Annotated in this window: 17 protein-coding genes and 1 pseudogene; 9 read left to right on the forward strand and 9 right to left on the reverse strand. The window is 70.2% G+C overall.

Annotated features, from left to right (window positions below):
- The first annotated feature begins 93 nt into the window (after positions 1 to 93).
- The 5 genes from ACGFN2_RS08360 (at position 94) to ACGFN2_RS08380 (ending at position 5,173) form a co-directional block, all read left to right on the forward strand.
- The gene (locus ACGFN2_RS08360) at positions 94 to 1,179 is read left to right on the forward strand and encodes an iron ABC transporter permease (RefSeq protein ID WP_362606137.1); all 1,086 of its coding nucleotides are present in this window, start codon (positions 94 to 96) and stop codon (positions 1,177 to 1,179) included.
- Positions 1,176 to 2,243, forward strand: a complete 1,068-nt coding sequence (locus ACGFN2_RS08365) for an iron chelate uptake ABC transporter family permease subunit (protein WP_362606140.1) — start codon at positions 1,176 to 1,178, stop codon at positions 2,241 to 2,243. The genes ACGFN2_RS08360 and ACGFN2_RS08365 overlap by 4 nt, the downstream gene beginning before the upstream one ends.
- The gene (locus ACGFN2_RS08370) at positions 2,240 to 3,043 is read left to right on the forward strand and encodes an ABC transporter ATP-binding protein (RefSeq protein WP_362606143.1); all 804 of its coding nucleotides are present in this window, start codon (positions 2,240 to 2,242) and stop codon (positions 3,041 to 3,043) included. The genes ACGFN2_RS08365 and ACGFN2_RS08370 overlap by 4 nt, the downstream gene beginning before the upstream one ends.
- A gap of 794 nt (positions 3,044 to 3,837) precedes the next feature.
- Positions 3,838 to 4,314 (forward strand): tyrosinase family oxidase copper chaperone, encoded by a 477-nt coding sequence (locus tag ACGFN2_RS08375; RefSeq protein ID WP_362606146.1) that lies wholly within the window; start codon positions 3,838 to 3,840, stop codon positions 4,312 to 4,314.
- A gap of 40 nt (positions 4,315 to 4,354) precedes the next feature.
- Complete coding sequence (locus tag ACGFN2_RS08380) at positions 4,355 to 5,173, forward strand: tyrosinase family protein (RefSeq protein ID WP_362606149.1); 819 nt, start codon at positions 4,355 to 4,357, stop codon at positions 5,171 to 5,173.
- A 283-nt stretch (positions 5,174 to 5,456) separates the two neighbouring features.
- Here the strand turns inward: ACGFN2_RS08380 and ACGFN2_RS08385 are convergent, their stop codons facing one another.
- From ACGFN2_RS08385 to ACGFN2_RS08410, 6 genes are all read right to left on the reverse strand, one after another.
- The gene (locus ACGFN2_RS08385; RefSeq protein ID WP_393358487.1) at positions 5,457 to 7,016 is read right to left on the reverse strand and encodes an alpha/beta hydrolase; all 1,560 of its coding nucleotides are present in this window, start codon (positions 7,014 to 7,016) and stop codon (positions 5,457 to 5,459) included.
- A gap of 272 nt (positions 7,017 to 7,288) precedes the next feature.
- Positions 7,289 to 7,942, reverse strand: coding sequence for a response regulator transcription factor (locus tag ACGFN2_RS08390; RefSeq protein ID WP_362606155.1), 654 nt, complete (start codon positions 7,940 to 7,942; stop codon positions 7,289 to 7,291).
- A gap of 96 nt (positions 7,943 to 8,038) precedes the next feature.
- Positions 8,039 to 9,775 (reverse strand): sensor histidine kinase, encoded by a 1,737-nt coding sequence (locus ACGFN2_RS08395; RefSeq protein WP_393358593.1) that lies wholly within the window; start codon positions 9,773 to 9,775, stop codon positions 8,039 to 8,041.
- A gap of 214 nt (positions 9,776 to 9,989) precedes the next feature.
- Positions 9,990 to 10,553 (reverse strand): TetR/AcrR family transcriptional regulator, encoded by a 564-nt coding sequence (locus tag ACGFN2_RS08400; protein ID WP_393358595.1) that lies wholly within the window; start codon positions 10,551 to 10,553, stop codon positions 9,990 to 9,992.
- 70 nt (positions 10,554 to 10,623) lie between these two features.
- Positions 10,624 to 12,018 carry an amidase gene (locus tag ACGFN2_RS08405; RefSeq protein ID WP_393358490.1) on the reverse strand — a complete coding sequence of 465 codons (1,395 nt, stop codon included), beginning with the start codon at positions 12,016 to 12,018 and terminating at the stop codon, positions 10,624 to 10,626.
- Positions 12,005 to 12,211: a hypothetical protein gene (locus tag ACGFN2_RS08410; RefSeq protein ID WP_362606166.1), complete on the reverse strand. Its 207-nt coding sequence runs from the start codon at positions 12,209 to 12,211 to the stop codon at positions 12,005 to 12,007. The genes ACGFN2_RS08405 and ACGFN2_RS08410 overlap by 14 nt, the downstream gene beginning before the upstream one ends.
- 239 nt (positions 12,212 to 12,450) lie before the next feature.
- On the opposite strand from ACGFN2_RS08410, the gene ACGFN2_RS08415 reads away from it, so the two are divergent.
- Positions 12,451 to 13,386: an MBL fold metallo-hydrolase gene (locus tag ACGFN2_RS08415; protein ID WP_393358493.1), complete on the forward strand. Its 936-nt coding sequence runs from the start codon at positions 12,451 to 12,453 to the stop codon at positions 13,384 to 13,386.
- 161 nt (positions 13,387 to 13,547) lie between these two features.
- Positions 13,548 to 14,027: a hypothetical protein gene (locus ACGFN2_RS08420; RefSeq protein WP_393358495.1), complete on the forward strand. Its 480-nt coding sequence runs from the start codon at positions 13,548 to 13,550 to the stop codon at positions 14,025 to 14,027.
- A gap of 24 nt (positions 14,028 to 14,051) precedes the next feature.
- Here ACGFN2_RS08420 and ACGFN2_RS08425 read toward each other — a convergent pair whose 3' ends face one another.
- Positions 14,052 to 14,435: a VOC family protein gene (locus ACGFN2_RS08425; RefSeq protein WP_362606174.1), complete on the reverse strand. Its 384-nt coding sequence runs from the start codon at positions 14,433 to 14,435 to the stop codon at positions 14,052 to 14,054.
- 127 nt (positions 14,436 to 14,562) lie between these two features.
- On the opposite strand from ACGFN2_RS08425, the gene ACGFN2_RS08430 reads away from it, so the two are divergent.
- On the forward strand, positions 14,563 to 15,213 hold the full coding sequence (locus ACGFN2_RS08430) for a class I SAM-dependent DNA methyltransferase (protein WP_393358496.1): 651 nt from the start codon (positions 14,563 to 14,565) through the stop codon (positions 15,211 to 15,213).
- Between the two features lie 82 nt (positions 15,214 to 15,295).
- On the opposite strand, the pseudogene ACGFN2_RS08435 reads toward ACGFN2_RS08430, so the two are convergent.
- Both ACGFN2_RS08435 and ACGFN2_RS08440 read right to left on the reverse strand, forming a co-directional pair.
- Positions 15,296 to 15,397: pseudogene (locus ACGFN2_RS08435) on the reverse strand (hypothetical protein); the annotation flags it as partial.
- A 202-nt stretch (positions 15,398 to 15,599) separates the two neighbouring features.
- Complete coding sequence (locus ACGFN2_RS08440; protein ID WP_362606179.1) at positions 15,600 to 16,070, reverse strand: hypothetical protein; 471 nt, start codon at positions 16,068 to 16,070, stop codon at positions 15,600 to 15,602.
- Between the two features lie 622 nt (positions 16,071 to 16,692).
- On the opposite strand from ACGFN2_RS08440, the gene ACGFN2_RS08445 reads away from it, so the two are divergent.
- Positions 16,693 to 18,246: an AbgT family transporter gene (locus ACGFN2_RS08445; protein ID WP_393358499.1), complete on the forward strand. Its 1,554-nt coding sequence runs from the start codon at positions 16,693 to 16,695 to the stop codon at positions 18,244 to 18,246.
- The last annotated feature ends 24 nt before the right edge of the window (positions 18,247 to 18,270 follow it).

Below are 18,270 nucleotides of genomic sequence, written 5' to 3' on the forward strand. Positions count from 1 at the left end.
GGCCGCACCGAGAAAATCCGCATGACAAAGAAGGCCTTTGTCGGCATACGAGCGGCCAAGCTCACAGCGCGAAGCTTAGGTTAGGCTAACCATATGTCAATCACGCAAGGAGACCGGGCGGAAACGGAACGTGTCCGTCCGCACCGGCGGCCGCCCTTCCGGGCCCGCCCCGTCGCCTGGGCGGCCGCCGGACTCGTCGCCGTGCTACTGGGTTTCGTCCTGCTCTCGCTCCTCATCGGCACCGGTTCCAGCTCCGCCGGCCACGCCTGGGAGTACCTGCGCGGCGACCCGGCCGCGCGCGCCGACGCCCAACTGCGGCTCGCGGTGGTGGACGTACGCCTGCCGCGGACGCTCGCCGCCGTGCTCGTCGGCGTCTGCCTCGGCACGGCCGGCTGTCTGCTCCAGGCCGCGACCCGCAACCCGCTCGCCGAGACCGGACTGCTCGGCGTCAACTCGGGTGCGGCGTTCGCGGTGGTCCTGGGGCTGACCTTCTTCGGCGCCACCTCCTCGTCCGCACTGCTGCTGTGGGCCCTGCTCGGCGGGATGGCCGCCAGTGCGGTCGTCCTGCTCTTCGCCGCGTCGGGACGGGCCGCCGGTTCCCCGCTGCGGCTCGTCCTCGCCGGATCGGCGCTCGGCGCCACCTTCCACGGCCTGACCTCGTATGTGCTGCTGGGCACCCAGTCGACCTACGACACCTACCGCTACTGGACGATCGGCTCCCTCGCCGGCGTCGAGACCGCCGACCTGCTGCCCCTGCTGCCGGTGGTGGCCGTCGGCCTGCTCATCGCGCTCGGCTGCGCCCGTCCCCTGTCGGCCCTCGGTCTCGGCGACGACAGCGCCCGCTCACTGGGCCACCACCCCGGGCGGATTCGTCTGCTCGTCGCGGCGGCCGTCTCGCTGCTGGCGGGCTGTGCGGTCGCGGTGGCCGGCCCCATCGCCTTCCTCGGACTGCTCGCCCCCTACGCCGCCCGCGCCCTGGCCGGGGCCCGGATGGCCGTTCAACTGGTGCTGTCCGCGCTGATCGCGGCCGATGTCATGCTGCTCGCCGACATCCTCGCCCGGATCGTCATCCGGCCCTGGGAGACCCCGGTCAGCGTGCTGCTCGCCTTCGTCGGCGGGCCCTTGCTCGTCTGGATCGCCCGCTCGTCCCGACTGTCCACGGCAGGAGCCTCGGCATGACGGCCCCCGACACCCACCCGCCGCTCACCCCGCCGGACAGCACCGTGCTGCGTGCCGGCGCCCTGTCCTGGCTCTTCCCGCGCCGCAGCGCCCTGGCCGCCGCGTTCCTCGTCCCGCTGATACTGCTCCTCATCGCCCTGGCCGTCGCGGCGAGTTCGACCGGCATGCCGTTGTCGCAGACCCTCTCCGGGCTGCTCGGCACCGGCGACCCCGGGACCGTCATGATCGTGCGGGACTTCCGGCTGCCCCGGGTGGTCGTCGGCATCATGGTCGGCGGCGCCCTGGGGCTCTCCGGCTGTCTCACCCAGACCCTGGCCGGCAACCGCCTCGCCACCCCCGACCTCGTCGGGGTCAACGAGGGCGCCACCGCGGCCGTCGTGGCCGCGGCCGCCGGATCGGCGACCGGGATGGTCGGCGGCTGGTGGCTCGGCCCGCTCGGCGCCGTCGCCGCCGCCGCGCTGGTGGTGCTCTGCGCGGGCGGCGCGGGCAGCGGCGGCTACCGCCTCCTGGTGGTCGGCATCGGCGTCTCCACCTTCGTCGGGGCGGTGAGCGACCTGATCATGTCGCGGGAGAACGACAACACCGCGGGCGGCGTGTTCCTGTGGGCCGTGGGCAGCCTCAACGGCCGTGACTGGCACGTCGGCACCCCGCTGCTGACCGCCCTGCTCTTCCTCGTGCCGCTCGCCCTCGTCGCCGGGCACCGACTGCAACTACTGCGCTTCGACGACGACATGGCCGCCTGCCTCGGCGTCGACCTGCGACGGGTACGGGCCGTGGCCCTCGCGCTCGCCGTCGCCCTCGCCGGTCTCGCGGTCGGCGTCGGCGGGCCCATCGCGTTCGTCGCGCTCGCCGCCCCGATCCTCGCCCAGCGGCTCAGCGGCCCCACCCGCGTCCCGGTCCTCGGCTCCGCGCTGACCGGCGCCGCACTCATCGCCGCGGCCGACGCGCTGGGCCGGGTCGCCGCTCCCGTCGAGCTCCCCGTCGGCGTCGTCACCAGCGTCCTCGGCGGACCCTTCCTCCTCTGGGTCCTCCTCCGTTCGGACCGGACCACCGGAAAGGCATGACCAGCATGACCGCAACTCCCGGGCTCGCCGTACGCGCACTGCGGGCCGGCTACTCCGGCCGCACCGTCGTCGAGGGAGCCGAGTTCACCCTGCCCGCCGGCCAGGTCGCCGCCATCGTCGGACCCAACGGCTGCGGCAAGTCCACCCTGCTGCGTACCATCGCCCGGCTCCACCGCCCGGAGTCCGGCGAGGTCCACGCCGACGGCGCCGACATCTGGCAGCTCAGCCGACGGCAGGCCGCCCGCCGGGTCGCCCTGCTGCCCCAGTCCCCGCGCGCACCCGAAGCCGTCACGGTCGCCGGGCTCGTCCGCTACGGCCGCCACCCCCACCAGGGCCTGCTGCGCCAGTGGTCACGCGAGGACGAACACGCCGTACGCGAGGCGCTGGAGGCCACCGGCACCACCCAGCTCGCGGACGAGCGCCTCGACCGGCTCTCCGGCGGCCAGCGTCAGCGCTGCTGGCTCGCGATGGTGCTCGCCCAGCACACCCCCGTGGTGCTGCTCGACGAGCCCACCAGCGCGCTCGACCTCGGCCATGTCGTCGACGTCCTCGAACTCGTCCGCGAGGTCGCCGCCGCCGGCCGCACCGTCGTCATGGTGCAGCACGACCTGGCCGCCGCCGCCCGCTACGCCGACACCCTCATCGCGATGAAGGCAGGCCGCATCATCGCCCAGGGCACCCCCCGCGACACGGTCGACGAGGCCCTGGTCAAGGACCTCTACGCCCTGGACGCCGACATCCTGCGGGCACCCGGCGACGCCTCGCCGGTCGTCGTTCCCCGGGCGCGGAGCGGTAGTTGACGCGGGGTTCAGGGGAGGGTGGACCTGTCTGCCCTCCCCTGGCGCGGTCCGCCCCGCCCCCGCGCCCCCTCAGTGCCCGGCGGGCGGCTCGATGCGGCGGGCTTCCTTCTTCGCGCGGAGATGCCCGGGGCGTCGGTCGTTGTTGCGCTTGTGCCGGGCTGCGTACCGCATGCGGTCAGCGCAAGGGCGGCGCCCAGAAGGAGAGCGCCCGCGACGACGCGTCTGCGCCACCCCAACGTCAAGGTCACCATGGGCTGAACGTGTCATGACAGAAGTGCCTTTACCGGCGCATGCCGCGTAACACTGCCGTACTCCCGCTTTGCGGGGCGGGGCCGCGACACCGTGGGTCGCGGTGACATTCCCGCCGAGCACCGGCCGCTCAACTCCCCCACGTTCATGGCTGGTTCATCACCATGGGGCGACCACGCCGCGCGGAGTCTCAAACTCCGCTCTCTCGAAGCCCCCTGCATTCACGCCGAGTTCCGGCCGTGGGGGGACTCATGGTTTCGATGCCGTGCGTAAAGGATCTGCGGCGGAGAGTGGCCGAGATCGCGGAATTTCCGGTTCCGCGGCGCACTCCGCCGGGCCATGAGCACGATCGCCGCCGTTGAATCCTGCACCTCCGCCCCCGTGTTGACTCGTTCCCGACCTCCCCGGCCGGTGCAACTTGATGATCCGTTCGTCCCTGCCAGCATGTGGCGGCGCGGGCCGACGGCCGGCGCCGTCGTCCCGACACACCGCCTCCTCCCCGGGCCCACCCGGAGGAGAAGCCGCGACGAACAGAGGAGTGCAACATGTCGCGTCCCACCCGACGACAGGTGCTGTACAGCAGCGCCGCGGCCCTGACAGGGGCGGCGCTCGCCGCCCCCGCCGCCTTCGCCGACACCACGGCCGCCCGCCCCGCCAAGGGACACGCGGCCGGGCATGGCCACATGGCCGGGCACGGGAAGTCCGGCGACCACCAGATGCCGGAGCCGTTCGACGAGACGTACCAGGGCCGCCACATCGAGGGCTGGCCCGCCGCCGACGAAGGCGAGCCGGGCGGAGGAGGCCACGGAGGCCACCACGCCGGCGGGGCAGCCGGTCCCCACGAGGGCATGGACTTCGTCGTCCGCATCGACAACGACGACCTCCATGTGATGCGGAACGCGGACGGCACCTGGATAAGCCTGGTGAACCACTACGAGACGTTCACCACGCCGCGGGCCCTGGCGCGCGCCGCCGTTCGCGAACTCCAGGGCGCTGACCTGGTCCCCGTTGTCACCGGCTGAGACCTGCCGCTGATTGTCCCCCCACCGAGGAGTCCTCGACATGGCAGTCCGGAAGAACCAGGCGGACCTCACCGCCACCGAAAAGCGGAACTTCATCGACGCGGTGCTGGAACTGAAGCGCAGCGGCCGCTACGACGAGTTCATCAGCACCCACAACGCCTTCATCATCGGTGACACCGACACCGGGGAGCGGACCGGCCACCGGTCACCGTCCTTCCTCCCCTGGCACCGCAGGTTCCTGATCCAGTTCGAAGAGGCCCTGCAGACCATCACGCCCTCGGTCACGCTCCCCTACTGGGACTGGACCGTCGACCGCTCACCCCGCAGCTCGCTCTGGGCCGACGACTTCCTCGGCGGCGACGGGCGGACCGGCGACGGCCGGGTGACCTCGGGGTCCTTCGCCTTCGGCAACGGCAAGTGGCCGATGAACATCCGGGTGGACGGCCGGACGTTCCTGCGCCGCTCCCTCGGCTCAGGGGTCCGCGAGCTGCCGACCCGGGCCGAGGTCGATCGCGTCCTCGCGATGACGGTCTACGACGCCGCCCCCTGGAACAGCTCCTCCGACGGCTTCCGCAACAACATCGAGGGCTGGCGCGGCCCGAACCTGCACAACCGGGTACACGTCTGGGTCGGCGGACAGATGACCACCGGCGCCTCGCCCAACGACCCGGTCTTCTGGCTGCACCACTGCTTCATCGACAAGCTCTGGGCCGACTGGCAGCGCATGCACCCCAAGTCGGGCTATCTGCCGACCGGCAACACACCCGATGTCATCGACCTCCACGACACGATGAAGCCATGGAACGACATCACCCCTGCGGACCTGCTGGACCACACCAAGTTCTATACGTATGGATGACAGGTACCTGACACTCACCCTCTGACGACCCTGAGGGACAGGGCCTGACAGCGGCACGGCCCAGGGTCGGGGAACGGTCACCCTGCTGAGCGCTCCCCGGCCCTGCGGTGGGCCCTATCGCAGCCGTGGCCCTAGCCGTGGCCGTGGCGCCGTGACTGTGGCGGCGTGGCTGTGGCGGCGTGACTGTGACTGTGACTGTGGCTGTGGCTCTGTGGCCGTGGCTCCGTGGCCGTTGCGGGACTCCGGCGCCTCGCGGCGCGCGGGCCTTCGCGCTATGCCGTGCTCACGAACAGACAGTGCCGTCCGCCGGGACCTTGCCGTCCAGCAGATGCCCGTTCGCAGCCTTGGTGGCGCACAGATTGACGCCATACGTGCCATGACCCTCGCCCTTGACCGTGAGCAGCTTCCCCACTCCCTTGCCGAGCTTCTCGGCCATCTTCCGGGCGCCCGCGACGGGAGTCGCCGGGTCGCCCGCGTTGCCTATGACAACGATGGGGGCGGCGCCGGGCGCCGAGACCTCCGGGGTGTCGGCTTTGCCGGTGACCGGCCAGCCGGTGCAGCCCAGCAGGCCCGTGGCGGTCAGCTCACCGAAGACCGGGGACGCCTTGCGGAACTCCGGCAGTCTGGCCTGCACTTCCTTGGCAGTGGCGCGCCGCTTGGTGTCGGCGCAGTTGATTGCGGTGCTGGCGGACTCCGTGTTGCTGTAGTGCCCCTTGTCGTCCCGGCTCAGGTAGCCGTCGGCCAGCTTCAGGAGGTTGTCGCCGCTGCCCTGCTCCGCGTCGGAGAGTGAGACCGACAGGGCAGGCCAGGCCTCCTTGGAGTAGAGCGTCGCGGCGATGCCTATGACGGTCTGCTCCTTGGTGAGCTTGCGCCCGCTCTTGGTCAGCAGCGGCTGCTTACCGGTCTTCGCCAGGAGCTGGGCGATCCGCCGGCGTCCGTCCTCGGGACTCCGGTACGGGCAGGTGCCCGGGGTCTTGACGCAGTGGGCGAGGTAGTTGTCCAGCGCCAGCTGGAAGCCCTTCGCCTGGCCCAGGGGCTCCTGTACGGCGTCCTGGGTCGGGTCCACGACGGCGTCCAGGACGGTGCGGCCCACATGCTTCGGGAACAAGTGGGCATAGACGCCACCCAGTTTTGTCCCGTAGGAGATGCCGAAGTAGTGGAGCTTGGCATCGCCCAGTACCTGGCGCATGAGATCCATGTCGCGGGCGGCGCTCTCGGTGCCGACGTGCGGCAGCACCTTCCCGGACTTCTTCGCGCAGGCCGCCGCGGTCTGCTTGTTCTGCTCGGCCGTACCGGCCAGATCGTGGGTCTCGCCGCGCTGCTGGTCGAGTTCCTTGTCGCTGAGGCAGGTCACACCCGCGCTGTCGCCGACGCCGCGCGGGTCGAAGCTGACCAGGTCGTACTGCGAGTGCAGGGCCCGGGCCTGGGGATAGCCCGGCAGGGTGGCCACGCCGGACGCTCCCGGTCCGCCGAAGTTGAAGACCAGCGAGCCGATCCGTTTGCCGTCACCCTTGGCCTTGGCGCGGATCATCGCGAGGTCGATGGTGTCGCCGACGGGCTTGGCGTAGTCCAGGGGCGCCTTCAGGTTCGCGCACTCCCATGCTGTGCCGTCCGGCAGCTTGCCGGGCGCTGCGCCACCACCCTGGGCGGTGGACGGCGCCTGGCAGGGCTGCCAGTTGAGCTTCTGGGAGGTGAGGGAGGCGGGGAGTCCGGCAGCGGCCGAGGGGGCGGACTCGGTACGGCCGGCGTCGTCCTTACCGGGGCCGCAGGCCGTGGCGCCGAACGTGAGCAGGAGGGAGGCGGAGAGCAGTGAGATGGCACGAAGAGCGAGAAATCTGGGCATGACGGTCTTCCTGTTGGTGAGTGAATGCACCTGAAGGGGGGCGACGTGCAGGGAGAGCACGTGAAATGGGCTCAGTGCAGGGAGAGTTGGATGTTCGTGTTGCTGGCGGGACGTGCTGGCCTCTTGCGGTTGCTACGCCAGAACGGCGCGCCTCGGCGCGAGCGCGCCGCGGACCCGTCGTGAGGTGTGACGGCAGCGGCACGCCGACCGGGAGCCGGCTTCGCCGGCGCGGTGTACGTCGTGCTACCCAGCCTTCGGCTGCGGGTGGGGGCTCAGATTCCCAGGCCGGCGTCTCGTGCCAGCAGGGCCGCCTGTACACGGTTGTCGCAGCCGAGCTTGGCGAGAATCCGGCTCACGTAGGTCTTGACCGTGGCCTCGCTCATATGGAGCCGCTGACCGGTATCCGCATTGGACAAGCCCTCGCCCAGCAGCGCCAGGACCTGCACCTCGCGCTCCGACAGGGCCTCCAGCCGACGGCGGGCCTGCGCGGCGCGGCGGACACTCTGGCCGGATGCCAGCGAATCCACGACATGGCGGGTGGCGCCCGGCGACAGATACGCGTCCCCGGCCGCGGCAGCCCGTACCGCACGCATCAGCTCCGCAGGTGCCGAGTCCTTGAGCAGAAAGCCCGCACTGCCCTCGGCCAGGGCGCGCAGCACGTTCTGCTGCTCCCCGAAGGTGGTGAGGATCAGCACCCGTGCATCGGGGACGGCACGGCGGAGTTCGGCCAGGGCCGTCAGCCCGTCCATGACCGGCATCTGGATGTCGAGCAGCACGACATCCACGCGCTGCGCCCGGGCCAGTTCGACCGCCTCACGGCCGTTCGCCGCCTCCGCGACGACGTCGATGTCATCGGCCGAGGTGAGAATCATCCTGATACCCGCCCGAATGAGCGGCTCGTCATCCGTGACGAGAACCTTGATCACGATTCTCCTGCGCCCTCTTGAACGGTCATAGCTGCGGCCGTTCGCCATCATCCCCGATCAGGCGGCCCGACGGGACATCACGGCGAGCGTTCCCCCTTACGTCTTGACCTCGAAGGACTTCTTCTCGATCAACTTGCCGTCCCTGAAGCAGAACCGGAAGACCGGGTCTCTCTCCCAGCTGCTGCCGATCTCACTGGAATTCAGGCTGAGGCACTTCGCCCCCTTGGGTATGGGAGGTGCGCCCTTTTCCAGGCCATCGAGCAGGAACGAGGAGCCGTCGGGCAACCGCTTGCGCACCTCGGACTCGGGCTGGCCCACCTTCACGGCCTCGTACTCCTTCGGCTCGATCATGGCTTCGTCCAGCTCCATCACGACGAAGGCGCCGGCGACCGCCACGATGATCACCAGCAGCAGGGCGATCAGTGCCGCCGCTCCGCAACCGATGGCAATGCCACTGCTTCTCTTCCGCGTGCTCATGGCCTTCGCCAGCTCCTTCGGCAAACCGTTCCCGTCGATGACAGGACCACCTTCGCCGAACGAACCCGCCGGAATCTGCTGCCGAAAGTCGCCTGTGGAATCAACGAACGTCGCTGTCTCGCTGCCGGGCGAGGGGCTGGTGGCACGGGCCTCCGACGCGGTGTACGGCAGCACACCCGCCAGCCGGAAGCCGCCCTCCGCCGTCGGGCCCGCATGCACCATGCCTCCGACGACCCGGGCCCGCTCCCCGAGCCCGGTCAGCCCCTGGCCGCCGCTCACCACGCTCCGGCCGTCGTCCGCGGTCGCGGGCGCGGGACCGTTCGCGACCTCCACGACCAACGAGTCCGGTTCATAGCGCAGTTCGATGGTGATCGAGGCGTCCGGGGCGTGCTTGTGGGCGTTGGTCAGGCCCTCCTGGGCTATCCGGAACGCCGCGTGGTCGGCGGTCGGGGCGAGCGGGCGCACCTCGCCCGAGCGCCGCAGCTCCACGGCCGTACCGGCGCTCCGGGACACCTCCACCAAGCGCTCGATGCCTGCCACCCCTCGCGCAGACGCCATGGCGTTCTCCTCCCCCATGGCCTCAAGGGCAGGGGTGGGAGTGTCCCCGGTGGTCGCCGAGGGAGCGGCCCCGTCCCCCGGGTCGTGGGTGCCGTCCCTCAGCAGCCCCACCACCTCGCGCAGCTCGTGCATCGCGCCCACCGACGCCTCCCGCAGCACCCCCACGGCCTCCCGCTGTCGCCCGGTCAGCTCGCGGTCCACCTCCAGCGCTCCGGTGTGCACCGAGATGAGCGCGAGCTGATGGCCGAGGCTGTCGTGCATGTCCTGCGCGATGCGCTGGCGCTCGCGCATCCGGGCCTGTCCGGCGATCATCGCGCGCTCGCGCAGCAGTTGGGCGTTGTACTCCTGCAGGGTGTCCAGCAGCGTGCGCCGCTGCGACCAGTAGCGGCCGGCGAGGCCGGGAACGACGGTCGCGACCAGCGTCACCAGGACGCCTATGCCCAGAAGCGCCGGCGTGACGCGGGGCAACTCCTGCAGGAGTTCCAGGCCGAAGCTGAGGGCATACGCAAAGGCGAAGGTGCCGGTCGCCCTGCCGACCCCGACGATCCGGCGGCCGGCCGACCAGCCGACGACGGGGGTCAGCGGGGCGAGACCGCCGAACGCGGCCGCACCCACGATGGTCACCAGCAGTACGCTCCCGGGCAGCACCCGGCGCAGCTGCAACAGCAGTCCGGCAGCCAGAGCGACGGCAATGATCTGTACCGCGCCACCGTGGCGCAGGGCCTCGATCCCCGCCGCCAGCGTCCCCAGCACCAGGCTCAGCAGCAATTCGCCCACAATGCGCCCGAGCGGCCACAGCCCGGGATCGAAGAGAGCCCTGCCCGGATCGGCCAGCCGCCGGAACACCCCACGCAGCCTTGCCGCCGGCGCCTGGCGAGCACGCCTCACCCGCTCCATACCTTCCACACCTGTCACGGAGCCACGTTAAGCAACCTCTCCCACCGCCGACATCACCTTTCGTCGCGACGTACAGCAACCAAAGTCGTGCCAATGCCCCCGGCGTCTCGCTGCGTCAGTCGGGCGAGACGGGAGAAGCAAGGACGGCGCGTACGAGGTGATCCGCGTAGGAAGCGGTCAGTTGGCCCGGCCGGAACAGGATGCGGTACATCACCGGGGCCACGACGTGGTCCACGACTGCTTCGACGTCGACGTCGGGAACGGCTTCGCCGCGCCCCCTCGCCCGGCCGAGGATGACCTCGATCTGCTCCGCGGCGTAGGCCGAGCACTGGCCGGCATTGCTGCCGTCCGGGTCACCGAGGAGAGCGTCACGGATATAGGCACGTCCTGACGGGGAGACCATCTCGTCGAGGAACTGCCTGGCCCAGGACTCCAGATCGGTGTGAAGGCTCCCGTGGTCGGCGGGTGGCTCCTCGGGGCGCAGCCGCTCGACCGCCACGTCGGACAGCAGCTCATGGAGGTCGCCCCAGCGACGGTAGATCGTCGAGGGAGTGACACCCGCACGGGCCGCGACCGCGGGCACGGTCAGTGCCGCGCGGCCCTGTTCGGCTTCGAGTTCCCGCACCGCGGCGTGCACCGACTCCTGGACGCGGGCGCTGCGCCCTCCCGGGCGCGCCATGGGCTTGGGACTCACGACTCCACCTTAAAGCAAAATCATTGCTTCTGGAGCAGTCCGTCCCCTCGGCCCGTCAGCCCATCGCCGCCGGTTCGCCACGCTGATCCCGGTCTGCCTCATAGGCATGGCCGGCACGCAGCACGAGAGCCTCCCCCATGGGCGGCCCCATCAGCTGCATTCCTATGGGCAGGCCCGCCTGATCGCGGCCGACCGGAAGGGTCAGCGCCGGAATCCCGGTGATGTTAGCCGGAGCGGACAGCCGGACATAGGCGTCGGACACACTCTCCGTCGTACCGTCCGGCCATTCCACGGCGTCCTGACCGGCCACGACGGCCGTCATCGGCACCGTGGGCGCAGCGATCACATCGACCTCGTCGAGCAGCCGACCCCACGCCTCACGCATGAGGGCACGAGCCCGCTGGGCCCGGAGGTAGTCACCGGCCGACATCAGCTCCCCGGCCTCCAGCAGCACCCGGATGTCCGGTCCGTACAGCTCGGGGACCGATCGCAGCGCACGTTCGTGGTAAGCAGTCGCCTCCGGGACCATCAGGCCCCATTGGATTGCCTGGACGTAGCGGGCCATCGGGATCTCGACCTCGACGAGTTCGGCCCCGAGATTCGACATCCGGGCGAGGGCGCGCCGTACCGCGGCTTCGACATCGGGGCTGACCCGGTCGAAGTAGTAGTTGACCGGCACCCCGATCCGCAGGCCCGTCAAGTCCCCTTCCTGAGGGAGGACGTAGCCGGGCCGCGCCCCACCGGAACCGGCCGGGCTCTCGGCGTCCCGGCCCGTCAGTGCGGAGAGCACCAGTGCCGCGTCCCGCACCGTGCGGGTGAGGGGCCCGACATGGTCCAGGGACCAGGACAGCGAGGTCACCCCCTGCCGGGAGATGAGGTCGTAGGTCGGCTTGAGCCCGACGACACCGTTGAGTGCCGCGGGCACGCGGATGGAGCCTCCGGTGTCCGTGCCCAGAGCGAAGGTGGCCGCTCCGGCGGCCACGGCGACCGCAGACCCACCACTCGACCCGCCCGCGATGCGGCCCGGGTCCCAGGCGTTGCGCGTCTGGGGTGTCGTCAGCCCGTAGGCGAATTCGTGCGTGTGCGTCTTCCCCAGGAGGACCGCGCCGGCGTCGAACAGCCGCTTGGTCACCGCGCTGTCGGTCTGCGCGACATGGCTCGCCCGCACCCGGGAACTGGCCGTGGTCGGCAGGCCGGCGACGTCGATGAGGTCCTTCAGCCCGAACGGGATGCCGTGCAGCGGGCCGCGGTGCCGGCCGGCCGCGATCTCGCGCTCGGCGAGCGTGGCGGCCTCGTGTGCCGCCTCGCCCGCCACGGCGACGTAGGCCCCCAGCCGCTCCTCGACCGCGTCGATGCGTTCCAGCACGGAGGCGGTCAGCTCTACCGGGGACAGTGCCCCCTTCGCCATGGCGTCGGCCGCCTCGGCGAGGGTCAGTTCAAAGGGACGCATCGGCGGGCTCCCCTGCGTCGGTGTGGGTGGCGGGCTGCGTCTCCCCGAAGTCCAGCTCACGCAGCGTGCGCACCACGGCGTGGATGTGGTTGGCGGCGGCGGCCACCTCGGCGTGACGCTCGCTCTCCAGCGGGAGTCCCGCGCGGAGCGCACCCCGGGCGGCCTCCGCGGCGGTGAGTTCGACGGCGCTCATGAATCCCCTTCGTGTGCGTGCAGGGTGTTGCGGAGCGGCGGTCCGGCGACCACCGCGCGGCAAAAGCAAAATTTTCGCCTTAATCGACGGTAAGGGCTGGCGCCAGCTAAGGCAAATATGTAGCGTTTAGAGCGGAGGGGGCGCCGGCGACGATCAGCGCCGACTCCTCCATCTCCCTGACAGCGGGCGCCCGTTGTCCGCCCCTCTCACGCCTACGAGCAATGGAACGGAATCACCGGATGCACCACCACTCGACACCCTCTTCCTCTTCTCACAGCAAGCCCCCGACCTGGGACCTCGGAGACCTCACCATCCACCGCATCGACGAGGTGCCCCTGCCCCCACAGACCGGCCCCTGGCTGCTGCCGGCGGCCACGCCCGGCGTGGTGGCACAAGCCCCCTGGCTCCGGCCCGAGTTCGCCGACGAGGCCGGCATCCTGCGACTGAGCAGCCACAGCTTCGCGTTCTCCGTCGACGGTCTGCGCGTCCTCGTCGACACCGGCATCGGCAATGGAAAGACCCGTGCCAACCCCGCCTGGAACAACCTCGACAGCGACTATCTCGCGCGCCTCGACGCCGCCGGCTTCCCACCGCAGACCATCGACCTCGTGATCCTCACCCACCTCCACACCGACCATGTCGGATGGAACACCTACGCCGACGGGGCCAACTGGAAGCCCACCTTCCCCAACGCCCGCTATCTGACGGCCCGGAAGGAGTGGGACTACTGGGCGTCCGCCGACATGGACGAAGCCCGCACGCAGATGTTCCGGGACTCCGTGTACCCGATCAAGGACGCAGGCCTCCTCGACCTCATCGAGGTCCCGGAAGGCGGCATCGACATCGCACCGGGCATCCGCCTGATCCCCACCCCCGGCCACACCCCCGGCCACCTCGCCGTGGAGGTACGCAGCCGCACGGCCACCGCCCTGATCACCGGGGACTGCATCCACCACCCCGTACAGCTGCTCCAACCCGGTATCGGCAGCTGTGTGGACATCGACCCGCAGCAGTCAGCCGCCACCCGGCGCCGCCTGCTCGCCTCCCTGGCAGACACCGGCACCCTGATGCTCGGCACCCACTTCCCCTCCCCCACCGGCGGCCTGGTGCAGTCCCACGGCGACTCCTATCAGCTCACTCCCCTCCCCGAAGCCTCGAAGCACGACCTCCCCTGACGCCGTGGCGCACCGTTCCCCTTACGGGGCGGCCCCGGCAACCCCCTGAGGCCGACGGAACCGCGCTTCGTCCCACTGAAGGAAGAACGGGCAGCGGGCGGACCAGATCCTGGAAACGGTGCCGTCGACAGCGGTAAGCCCCGTACAGCGAAAGGGAGTTCATGACCACCCGCAGACCACACCCCACGGAGGTATCCGAGGAGAACCTGCGCCATCCGCGCACCCGGCAGGCGTTCCGCAACACCAAGCTGCTCGTCGGCTGCTACGCCGGCCTCAGCACGCTCACCCTCCTAGCGATCATCCTGCTGCGCCACCACCCCGGCATAGTGACCGACGCCGTCTGGGTCCGCGCAACCCTCGTCGTGGCCACGTCCCTGCTCATGACTTCCTTCGCCGCTCGGACGGCCCGCGGCCACAGCCGCTCCTATCTCCGACTGCGCCTGGCCTCCGGCATCATGCTGGCGGCCATCGCGGTCATCATCGTGCTGCCGGGCACCTTCCCCCTGTGGCTGAAGATAGAACAGGGCGTCTGTGGAGCCCTGTTGACCGGTGTGACCGCCATCGGCAACGGCAGGCAGCTGCGCTCCGCGTTCGCCCCCACCGCAGCCCGAGATGAACTGACTCCGAGCAGCCTCCAGTAGGGCTCCTGCCCCGAGCCCCGAGCGTCAGGAAGACATCGCAGCGCGGTCGGACTCACTGCGCAGGACACAGAACTCATTGCCTTCGGGGTCCGAGAGAACGGCCCAGCCCGCGCCGTCGGGTTCCCGGCGATCGGTGACGAGGGTGGCTCCGAGGTTCAGCAACCGCTCGATCTCCTCCTCGCGCGAGGTCGTCGGTCGCAGGCACAGGTGAATCCGGTTTTTCGTCGTCTTCGGTTCCGGCACTTGGTTGAAGTACAGCATCGGGCCCTCCGACAGCATCACCTGCGCCTCCCGGTCGCCCGGCCTGTCCTGCGGATGCAGCGGACAACCGGTCACCTCACCCCAGAACCGAGCCAGCCCATAGGCATCCACACAGTCGATCGCCACGTTCTGCAAAACCGAGATCATGCACGTGAGCCTGCCTGAGCACCGGTCGGCCCGCTACCACCTTGCGCCCAGCCCCACCCACAACCCATGGAAGGTCAGGTGCCACACGACAGCAGCACGTCCACAACAAGCTCTAGCCTCCTGGCTTGTGACAGAACTTTCCGCGCACCTCCGCACGACAACAGATGCCTACGATGCCGTCGCCGACCTCTACGCAGAGCTCGTCCGCGATGCGCTGGACACACTTCCGCTGGACCGTGCGGTGCTGGCCGCGTTCGCCGAGCTGGCGCCGCCCTCAGGTGCCGGGCCCGTCGCCGAGCTGGGATGCGGCCCGGGATGCGTGACCGCACACCTGCGGGACTTGGGGCTGGAGGTCTTCGGCGTCGACCTGTCGCCGGTGATGATCGATCTCGCCCGCGAGGCCTACCCCGACCTGCGATTCGAGGTGGGCTCGATGGACGCCCTGGACCTGGCCGACGGAACACTGGGCGGCATCGTTTCCTGGTATTCGGTCATTCACACCCCGCCAGAGGAGGTGCCGTCGTACTTCGCCGAGTTCCGGCGGGTGCTGGCCCATGACGGCCCGCTGCTGCTGGCGTTCTTCGAGTCCGAGGGGGAGCCGGTCACGGCGTTCGACCACAAGGTAGCGACGGCCTACCGGTGGCCGATCGACGACCTCGCGCGGCTGGCCGCCCAAGCCGGCTTCCTCGAAGTCGGCCGGATGCTGCGTGAACCGCACGAGGGCGAACGGTTCCGCCGGGGCCATCTGCTGATGCGCAAAGGCGGGCAGGAGAGCTGATCGCCTGATGTGAGGGCGTGGGTGAGCGGTGGGTCGGGCGGTCGGGAGCGGGGCGCAGGCGGGCTGGCAGGCAGGCATTCGGTTACGGCAGAGGAAGAGGAAGGCGCTTGTCCTCTATAGCGATCCGCCGGACCACAGAGACCGCCGACAGGCCGGTCTCCTCGGCGACCTCCCGACGGACCGCTTCCTCAGTAGGGCCATCCCGGCATTGCCGGTCATCGGGACCTCATGGCCGTTCCTGCTCATCAGGCCGCCCCGGGGTCCGCGCCGGTTCCGCTCGCGTGCTCCGCGTGCCCCGTTCACGGATGGCGCTGCCCGCCCAACGCCCAGGGAACGGAGCGATCCGCGCGCACGAGGGCCGCGCGGATCGATCCGTCGGCCGGGTGTCAGTCGAGATCCTCCGAGTAGTCGGTGGTGAAGCAGCCGTCGATCACGCTGTCGTCCGCCGACTTGCCCTCGGGGGCCTCGAAGTTCGGGGTGCAGTTCAGGAACTGCATACCGGCCTCGAGGAGTCGACGCCGCTGATCGTCGCTGCCCGGGTCGACGACGAAGTCGTCGCCGATCATGAGTTCGTCCTGCTGGTCGTCGTCGCCCCGGATGACGGTCTGGAACGCCTCCATGTCCTCGACGGTGAAGAAGTCGACGTCACCGCCGCCGCCCGCCGGGTCGTCACACTCGCCGCCGCCGTTGATGCCCGTCATCCCCATGGCTTCCACCCGCTGCACTTCATGGGGCGCGGCGATGTCGATGCTCCGGCAGCGGAGCGCCGACTTGAGAAAGTCCCCGGCTTCCTCGGACGAACCCGCGGAGGGAAGGCCGCAAGCGGAGACCGACGCCAGAGCGGCAACGGTTCCCACGGTGGCAAGTATTCGATGGAAACGCATGACGTCCCTTTGCAGTTGTGGCTTTGAGCCGGGCGCACACCGCCTGGATACGGCGGGCGGCGCCTCGACTGCGGGGTGAAGAAAGCCAACTGCCCTCTCCCCCGTTCCCCGCCATGATCAGTTGACCGGGACATGGTAGTTGGATCAAGGCGTAAGGGACGCACGGTCACGCCGCGGGCTGGTTGCCACGAAGCGGGCCATCGGCCCCAACCGTCAAGAGACGCCACAGACTTCCGGGACGTAGCCACGATTTCTCGCCGCCCCGACCACGGCTGTCCCGGAGCCGGCCTGGGCCGGTCCGGGCCGGTCCGGGCCGGTCCAGGGCCGTTCGGGTCCGGGCCCGGGTCGGGTCCGGGCCCGGTCCCGACAACACGACCGGCACCAAGCTGGGCGCGGCCGGCGAATCCGGCCGCCACCGGCCAAGCCGGCTACAGCCGATGACTGACGACCGACAGCTCCATGGCCGATGGCCGCTTTCCTGCGAATTCAGGGCCCCGATAGACATTCCCCTGCACCTCCCCAGACCTTTGCACCGCCCCCTCGATAGTGGCGCGCACGCACCGCCGACACGCACCGGGACGAGAGGCAGGCAGTAATGAAGGCACTGGAACGGAATCCGCTCCCGCTGGACGGACTGCTGGGACGCGTCGAGCGTGTGCTCAACCGGCTGCCCAACCCGTTCGTGCTCTTCGCCGGCATCTTCGGCCTGGTCGCCGTGGTGTCAACGGTGATCGCCGCCTTCGACGTCTCGGTGCAGGTCCCAGGGGAGAAGAGCCCGACCCCGGTGCTCGGCGCGCTGACGCCGGAAGGCCTCAGCCATCTCCTCGCCACGGCCATCGATGCGTTCATGGCCTTCCCCGCGCTCGGTCCGGTGCTGGTCATCGCCATGGGCATAGGCGTCGCGCAGGGCACCGGTGCACTGGAGTGTCTGATGCGGATCGCGTTCCTGCGGGTGTCGCGACGCTGGGTTCCCTACCTCGTCGCGTTCGTCGCCTGCCAGGGACACGTACTGGCCGATTCCGCCTACATCCTGCTGCCGCCGCTCGCCGCGATCGTCTTCAAGGCGGTGGGACGGCACCCGGTGGCGGGCCTGCTCGGTGCCTTTGTCTGCGTGGGGAGCGGCTACGACGGAGGCATTCTGCTCGGCACGCTCGACGTGACCACCACCGGCATCACGCAGAGTGCGGCGAACTTGCTGCCGGGCATCGACAGCCCTCCCGTCCATCTCGCCATGAACTGGTTCTTCACCGCGACGGCCGGACTGATCCTCCCCCTGGTCGGCGGCTTCCTCATCGACCGGGTCCTCGAACCCCGGCTGGCGCCCTGGAACCCACGGCACGACCCGGCGCATTCCGGTTCCGAGGGGGCGGCCGCCGAGACGCTGGCGACCCCGGCGCAGCGCCGGGCGCTGCTGATCAGCGGCGGGATGACGCTGGCGGTCGCCGCCGTGCTGATCACCGCTTGGCTGCTGCCGGGAAGCCCGCTGCGCGGCAAGGGCGGGGGGCTGGCGCCGTCGCCGTTCGTCGACAGCCTCGCCCTCGTGCTGTCCGGGCTGTTCTTCCTCTTCGGCGTCGTCTATGCCCGCTGCGGTGGGGCCGGCAAGGAGGCGCCGGCCGTCTACCCGCACCTCGTTGGCGCGGTGCGGGACATGTCCGGGTTCATCGTGCTCGTCTTCGCGATCTCGCAGACCATCAATCTGCTGACGTGGAGCAACTTGGGCAAGCTCTTCGCCATCGGTCTCGCGGACGGTGCGAAGTCCGCCGGGCTGGGTGGCTTCGGGATTCTGCTCGCGGTGGTCCTGGTGACCTCGTTGCTCAATCTGCTGATCACCTCGGGCTCCGCCCTGTGGTCGATCCTGGGCACCGTCCTCGTGCCGGCCGGGATGCTGCTGGGCCTGTCGCCCGCCGCCCTGCACGCGGCCTTCCGGATCGGCGACTCGGTGACCGGGGCGATCACCCCCATGCAGGTCTTCCTGTACTTCGTGCTGCTCTCGGCGCAGAAGTACCAGCCCCAGCTGCGACTCGGCACCGTCATCTCCCGCCTGGTGCCCTTCGCCCTGTCCTTCGCGGCGGTCTGGACCGTCATCCTCACCTGCTTCTACTTCCTCGACCTGCCGCTCGGCCCCGGTGCCCCCATCCATCTCCCATAAACACATCCCCCGACCCACCGATCC

Source organism: Streptomyces sp. NPDC048612, from assembly GCF_043199295.1.
In the GTDB taxonomy this organism is placed as follows: Bacteria; Actinomycetota; Actinomycetes; order Streptomycetales; family Streptomycetaceae; genus Streptomyces.

Coding starts and splice junctions, on each gene's coding strand:
- ACGFN2_RS08410 (WP_362606166.1), bottom strand. CDS start 12,211: ATGAGCGCCGTCGAACTCACCGCCGCGGAGGCCGCCCGGGGTGCGCTC.
- ACGFN2_RS08365 (WP_362606140.1), top strand. CDS start 1,176: ATGACGGCCCCCGACACCCACCCGCCGCTCACCCCGCCGGACAGCACC.
- ACGFN2_RS08370 (WP_362606143.1), top strand. CDS start 2,240: ATGACCAGCATGACCGCAACTCCCGGGCTCGCCGTACGCGCACTGCGG.
- ACGFN2_RS08380 (WP_362606149.1), top strand. CDS start 4,355: ATGGCAGTCCGGAAGAACCAGGCGGACCTCACCGCCACCGAAAAGCGG.
- ACGFN2_RS08385 (WP_393358487.1), bottom strand. CDS start 7,016: ATGCCCAGATTTCTCGCTCTTCGTGCCATCTCACTGCTCTCCGCCTCC.
- ACGFN2_RS08420 (WP_393358495.1), top strand. CDS start 13,548: ATGACCACCCGCAGACCACACCCCACGGAGGTATCCGAGGAGAACCTG.
- ACGFN2_RS08425 (WP_362606174.1), bottom strand. CDS start 14,435: ATGATCTCGGTTTTGCAGAACGTGGCGATCGACTGTGTGGATGCCTAT.
- ACGFN2_RS08360 (WP_362606137.1), top strand. CDS start 94: ATGTCAATCACGCAAGGAGACCGGGCGGAAACGGAACGTGTCCGTCCG.
- ACGFN2_RS08415 (WP_393358493.1), top strand. CDS start 12,451: ATGCACCACCACTCGACACCCTCTTCCTCTTCTCACAGCAAGCCCCCG.
- ACGFN2_RS08445 (WP_393358499.1), top strand. CDS start 16,693: ATGAAGGCACTGGAACGGAATCCGCTCCCGCTGGACGGACTGCTGGGA.
- ACGFN2_RS08375 (WP_362606146.1), top strand. CDS start 3,838: ATGTCGCGTCCCACCCGACGACAGGTGCTGTACAGCAGCGCCGCGGCC.
- ACGFN2_RS08405 (WP_393358490.1), bottom strand. CDS start 12,018: ATGCGTCCCTTTGAACTGACCCTCGCCGAGGCGGCCGACGCCATGGCG.
- ACGFN2_RS08400 (WP_393358595.1), bottom strand. CDS start 10,553: ATGGCGCGCCCGGGAGGGCGCAGCGCCCGCGTCCAGGAGTCGGTGCAC.